Annotated in this window: 5 protein-coding genes and 1 pseudogene; 1 reads left to right on the plus strand and 5 read right to left on the minus strand. The window is 57.9% G+C overall.

Going from position 1 to position 4,540, the window contains the following annotated elements:
• The coding region (locus AC1DRJ_RS19770; RefSeq protein WP_477803633.1) for a glucan biosynthesis protein at positions 1 to 565 on the minus strand (565 nt) is incomplete at its 3' end.
• 392 nt (positions 566 to 957) lie between these two features.
• Between AC1DRJ_RS19770 and AC1DRJ_RS19775 the strand changes: the two genes are divergently transcribed.
• Positions 958 to 1,143 carry a hypothetical protein gene (locus tag AC1DRJ_RS19775; protein ID WP_452625084.1) on the plus strand — a complete coding sequence of 62 codons (186 nt, stop codon included), beginning with the start codon at positions 958 to 960 and terminating at the stop codon, positions 1,141 to 1,143.
• 50 nt (positions 1,144 to 1,193) lie between these two features.
• On the opposite strand, the gene AC1DRJ_RS19780 is transcribed toward AC1DRJ_RS19775, so the two are convergent.
• From AC1DRJ_RS19780 to AC1DRJ_RS19795, 4 genes and pseudogenes are all read right to left on the minus strand, one after another.
• Entirely contained in the window at positions 1,194 to 1,484 is a 291-nt protein-coding gene (locus AC1DRJ_RS19780) for a type II toxin-antitoxin system RelE/ParE family toxin (protein ID WP_477803634.1), read from the minus strand.
• Positions 1,462 to 1,710 (minus strand): CopG family ribbon-helix-helix protein, encoded by a 249-nt coding sequence (locus AC1DRJ_RS19785; protein WP_477803635.1) that lies wholly within the window; start codon positions 1,708 to 1,710, stop codon positions 1,462 to 1,464. Before AC1DRJ_RS19785 ends, AC1DRJ_RS19780 begins: the two co-directional genes overlap by 23 nt.
• 170 nt (positions 1,711 to 1,880) lie before the next feature.
• Positions 1,881 to 2,960: pseudogene (locus AC1DRJ_RS19790) on the minus strand (APC family permease); the annotation flags it as partial.
• 73 nt (positions 2,961 to 3,033) lie between these two features.
• The gene (locus AC1DRJ_RS19795) at positions 3,034 to 4,458 is read right to left on the minus strand and encodes a gamma-aminobutyraldehyde dehydrogenase (RefSeq protein ID WP_477803636.1); all 1,425 of its coding nucleotides are present in this window, start codon (positions 4,456 to 4,458) and stop codon (positions 3,034 to 3,036) included.
• Positions 4,459 to 4,540 lie beyond the last annotated feature (82 nt).

Genomic DNA, 4,540 nt, shown 5'->3' on the forward strand with positions numbered 1-4,540 from the left:
GACCGTACTGCCCGGTGTTATCCACCGCACGGAAATAACTCGCACCGAGGAAGGACAACACGTCGTGCCGGTCCAGTTCCGGGGCCTTGAACAACTTGAACCCGGAAAACCCCAGGTCGCCCGTGAGCTGTTTGGTGTCGACGGTGGTTTTTTCATAGTTGAACAGGGAAGGGCGGAAATGCACCTCCCGCGCCTGACGCGTCTTGGGATCGACGCTGTACATGCGCACCGGCTGCTTGAACCCCATACCGACGTGGAAAAACTGCACGTCCAGCTGACCGTTCAAGTCTTTCCACAGCGAGTGATTCGCGTCATAACGGATCGCGTTGAAGTTCTGCGGCGTCATGGTCGCCAGCGTCGGCGGCAGCACCTGCTTGGTGTCCTGATAGCGGTTACCGGCGAGTTGCTTGGCCTGAATCTTCAGCGCTTCGAAATCGAACGCCTGGGCCTCGCCATCCGCCGTAGCGTTGCCCGCCCAGGCACGGGCGGCCAGCAGACCGGTGGCCGACAAACCGGTGTAGGCCGCGATAGCCATGGACGCTTTGAGCAAATTCCTGCGATGCATAAGTACAACCTGTCGTGAGCAATCCCGCGCCGTTCCTGGCACGTGCTGGATCAAAATTAACGGTTCGGACATGCCTTCGACCAAACGCAACGGACCTTAAAGAGATGCCAAATAGCTTAAACCGTTCGGTTGCAGACAAAAATTGATGGATAGCACTTTGACAGTTCGGCAATGAAACAAGAAATTTCGGTTAAGTTTTCTGACAGTACTTTCTGATTTATAGGGCATTTCTGATTTTTTTGACTAATTACTCTAAAAACCGCTTTTCACCGCGCAGATAGTTTCTATTCTGTGGTCATGACCGGCTTCTGCCCTTCAGGCCGGCGACAAACAAAAAGGAGAGGGCGATGCGGTTTTTGAAATTTTCTCGGGTTTATGGAAGGACATCGTCGATGACAAAAGTACAAGGCATCACCGAAATGTTAGGAATTCTTCCTTGCCTGGCAAGCGGCCGTCGAAGGCGCCGGCTCAGTCCGGACGAAATGAAGTTGCTGGAACGGTATCGAGAGCTGTCGGAGAGCGACCGGATTGCGATGCGGTATCTGGTGGATGCGATGAGGAGTGTTTCGCGGTTTTGATGAAACAAGCATTCAGCTGGGGCAATTATGCCGCGGCTGAATGTTGCCAGTTACCAATCCTGCAATCGCTCGGTTCGCTGGTGCAGTACGCGCAGCACTTGTATTTGGTCATCTATCAATCGATAGGGAGCGATAAACGGAAATCGGCCAAGCACCAGCTCACGAACATCCGGTACGAGCGACGGTCTGCCCGAGCCGGGAAATCTTTCCAGTTGGTGGAAAGACTGCAAAATAATCGAAATAACGTCGAAGGCCGCGTCAACTCCAAGGACTCTTTGGTAATACTCGTGGATTCCATCCAGGTCACTTTCAGCTTTTTCAGTCAGTACTACGCTCGGCACGTTTTGCCCACTTAGCCTTCACGGCGTCCAGATCGGTAAGGTTTCCAGCGTCGGCATCGGCTATGCCGTCACTTATGGCTTGCAGATGCCATGACTCGGCTTCCACATATCGAACCAATGCACGTTTTAGATGGTATTGACGGTCGCGATCAGTAGCTGCTGCCAGTTGATCAAGCTGCTGGGCCAGAAGTTCTTCAACACGAAAAGACAAAACGGGTGAGGCCATGGTGGCTCTCCTGAGCATGTGTATACGTTGTAAACGACGTAAACACCCTAGGGGCTGCCCTGAATTTCGTCAACCCGCGTGTGCGTTGGTTTGAGGAAACTTTAGCGGGTGGGGATAAATCCCACCATGGCGTAGTTGATGTACCACGCCGCATCCGGCGTGCGTGGCTAAGCCATGTTGATGATCGCGCCGACGCCGTAGACCAGCGCGCCGATATTCACCAGCCAGCCCCATGCRCCGAGGGTGRATTTGCCGCTGGGTTTCCAGCCTTTCATCCGTGCATAAAATGCCCCGAGCACGATGATCCTGGAAGGCCAGGTAGATGCCGATCGCCGCGAAGCTGACGATGGTTGCCACCGCATCCTGCAGGAAGAAGCCGAGGATGATGATCAGTGCCGGCGGGACACCGGACACGAACAGCGCGGCAACCGGCACCTGAGTGGTTGGCGAGATCTTCTTCAGCAGTGAGCTGCCGATGACCATTTTGTCGCGAGCGTAGGAATACAGCAGACGACTCGCCGCCGCTTGCAGGCTGATGACGCAGGAAATGAAGGAAATCATCACCACGCCCATCACCACTCTCGAACCGACCGGGCCGAAGGCGTTGTTGAGGATGGTGGTGACCGGGTCTTTGTCGGTGCCGTTGATCGCGGCTTGCATGTCCGGCACGGCGAGGAGCAGCGCCAGGCAGGCGAACATCGCGGCGACGCCGCCGCCGTGAGGACGGCTGGCAAGTACGAGCCATCGATGCTGATGTCAAAGGTGTTGAACAACACGCTGAGCGATTGATGGCGCTCGAAGACCAGCAGGTAAACGCCGACGATCACCGCGCCGATCAATTCACACAGGAAGCCGAACATGGCGATGCGCGCCAGTACCTTGGTGCCGCTGAGGTTGACCAGGATGGCGAACAGCGTCAGGAACAGGGCGATGATGTTGGTGTTGCCGCTCGGTTCGAAGCCCATCATGGCGGCCAGGTACGGACCGGCACCCACTGCAACGGCGGCGATGGTCACGCACAGGGCGATGGAGTAGATCCAGCCGACCATCCACGCCCAGCGTTTGCCCACCAAGCGGCGGGCCCATGGGTAGACGCCACCGGAAATCGGGAACTGCGAAACCACTTCACCGAAGATCAGGCACACCAGCAACTGGCCACAGCCGACCAGCAAATAAGCCCAGAACATCGGTGGCCCGCCAGCGGCGAGGCACAGGCCGAAGAGGGTATAAACCCCTACAACCGAGGTGACGCCTTCGCGAGCAGGCTCGCTCCCACAGGGGAATGTATTTCAAACTGTGGGAGCGAGCCTGCTCGCGAAGCTTTTAGTGCTTGAACATCACATGCCGGACGACGGTGTAGTCCTCCAGCCCGTACATCGACATATCCTTGCCGTACCCGGACAATTTCTGACCGCCGTGCGGCATTTCGCTGACCAGCATGAAGTGCGTATTCACCCACGTGCAGCCGTAATGCAGCCGCGCCGATAGGCGATGGGCGCGACCGACATCCGCTGTCCAGACCGACGACGCCAGGCCGTAGTCCGAATCGTTGGCCCAGCCCAGCACCTGTGCTTCATCGGTGAACTTAGTGACGGAAACCACCGGCCCGAACACCTCGCGGCGAACGATTTCGTCATCTTGCTGAGCGTCGGCCAATACGGTCGGCTCGAAGAAGTAACCATTGCCCTCCACAGCCTTGCCACCGGTGATCAAGCGAATGTGTGGTTGCGCAATGGCGCGCTCGACAAAACCGGCCACACGGTCGCGATGTTGGGCGGTGATCAGGGGCCCCAGTTCGGTCGACGGATCATCCTGCAAGCCGTACTTGATGCTGCTGACCGCTTCGCCGAGTTTCTCGACGAACTTTTCGTAGATGCCGGCCTGCGCATAGATGCGGCACGCGGCGGTGCAATCCTGGCCGGCGTTGTAGAAACCGAAGGTGCGAATGCCTTCTACGGCGGAGTCGATGTCGGCGTCATCGAAGATAATCACCGGGGCTTTGCCGCCCAGTTCCATATGCATGCGTTTGACGCTGTCGGCGGTGCTGGAAATGATGTTGGAGCCGGTGGCAATCGATCCGGTCAGCGACACCATGCGTACTTTTGGGTGGGTCACCAACGGGCTGCCCACGCTAGGGCCACGGCCAAATACCAGGTTGAGTACACCGGCCGGGAAGATGTCCGACGCCAGTTGCGCCAGGCGCAGGGCGGTCAACGGAGTTTGTTCCGACGGCTTGAGCACCACGGTATTACCGGCGGCGAGGGCCGGGGCGATTTTCCAGGCGACCATCATCAGCGGGTAGTTCCACGGCGCGATGGAGGCGATCACGCCGACCGGGTCGCGGCGGATCATCGAGGTGTGCCCCGGCAGGTATTCACCACCCGCCGAACCGCTCATGCAGCGGCTGGCGCCAGCGAAGAAACGGAACACGTCGGCAATCGCCGGGATCTCGTCGTTCAGTGCTGCGCTGTAGGGTTTGCCGCAGTTGTCCGACTCCAGTTTGGCCAGCTCTTCGCCATGGGCTTCGATGGCGTCGGCGAGTTTGAGCAGCAGCAGCGAGCGCTCTTTCGGCGGGGTTTGCGACCAGCCTTCGAAGGCGGCATCGGCAGCACGCACGGCGGCATCGACCTGGGCTTCGCTGGCTTCGTTGATTTCTACCAGTACGCTACCAAGAGCCGGGTTGAACACCGGTTGGGCGGGGCCTTCGCCGTCGATCAGTTGGCCGTTGATCAAGAGTTTGGTTTGCATGGCATTTGTCCTCTTCAAATCTGTTCTTGTTTTGAAACTGGCCCCTGTGGGAGCGAGCCTGCTCGCGAAAGCGGTTTAACAT

It is taken from the genome of Pseudomonas sp. P5_B2, from assembly GCF_056400445.1.

Bases quoted from the DNA above. Each gene is read 5' to 3' on its own strand.
- AC1DRJ_RS19775 (WP_452625084.1), top strand. From the start codon at position 958: ATGACAAAAGTACAAGGCATCACCGAAATGTTAGGAATTCTTCCTTGC.
- AC1DRJ_RS19785 (WP_477803635.1), bottom strand. From the start codon at position 1,710: ATGGCCTCACCCGTTTTGTCTTTTCGTGTTGAAGAACTTCTGGCCCAG.
- AC1DRJ_RS19795 (WP_477803636.1), bottom strand. From the start codon at position 4,458: ATGCAAACCAAACTCTTGATCAACGGCCAACTGATCGACGGCGAAGGC.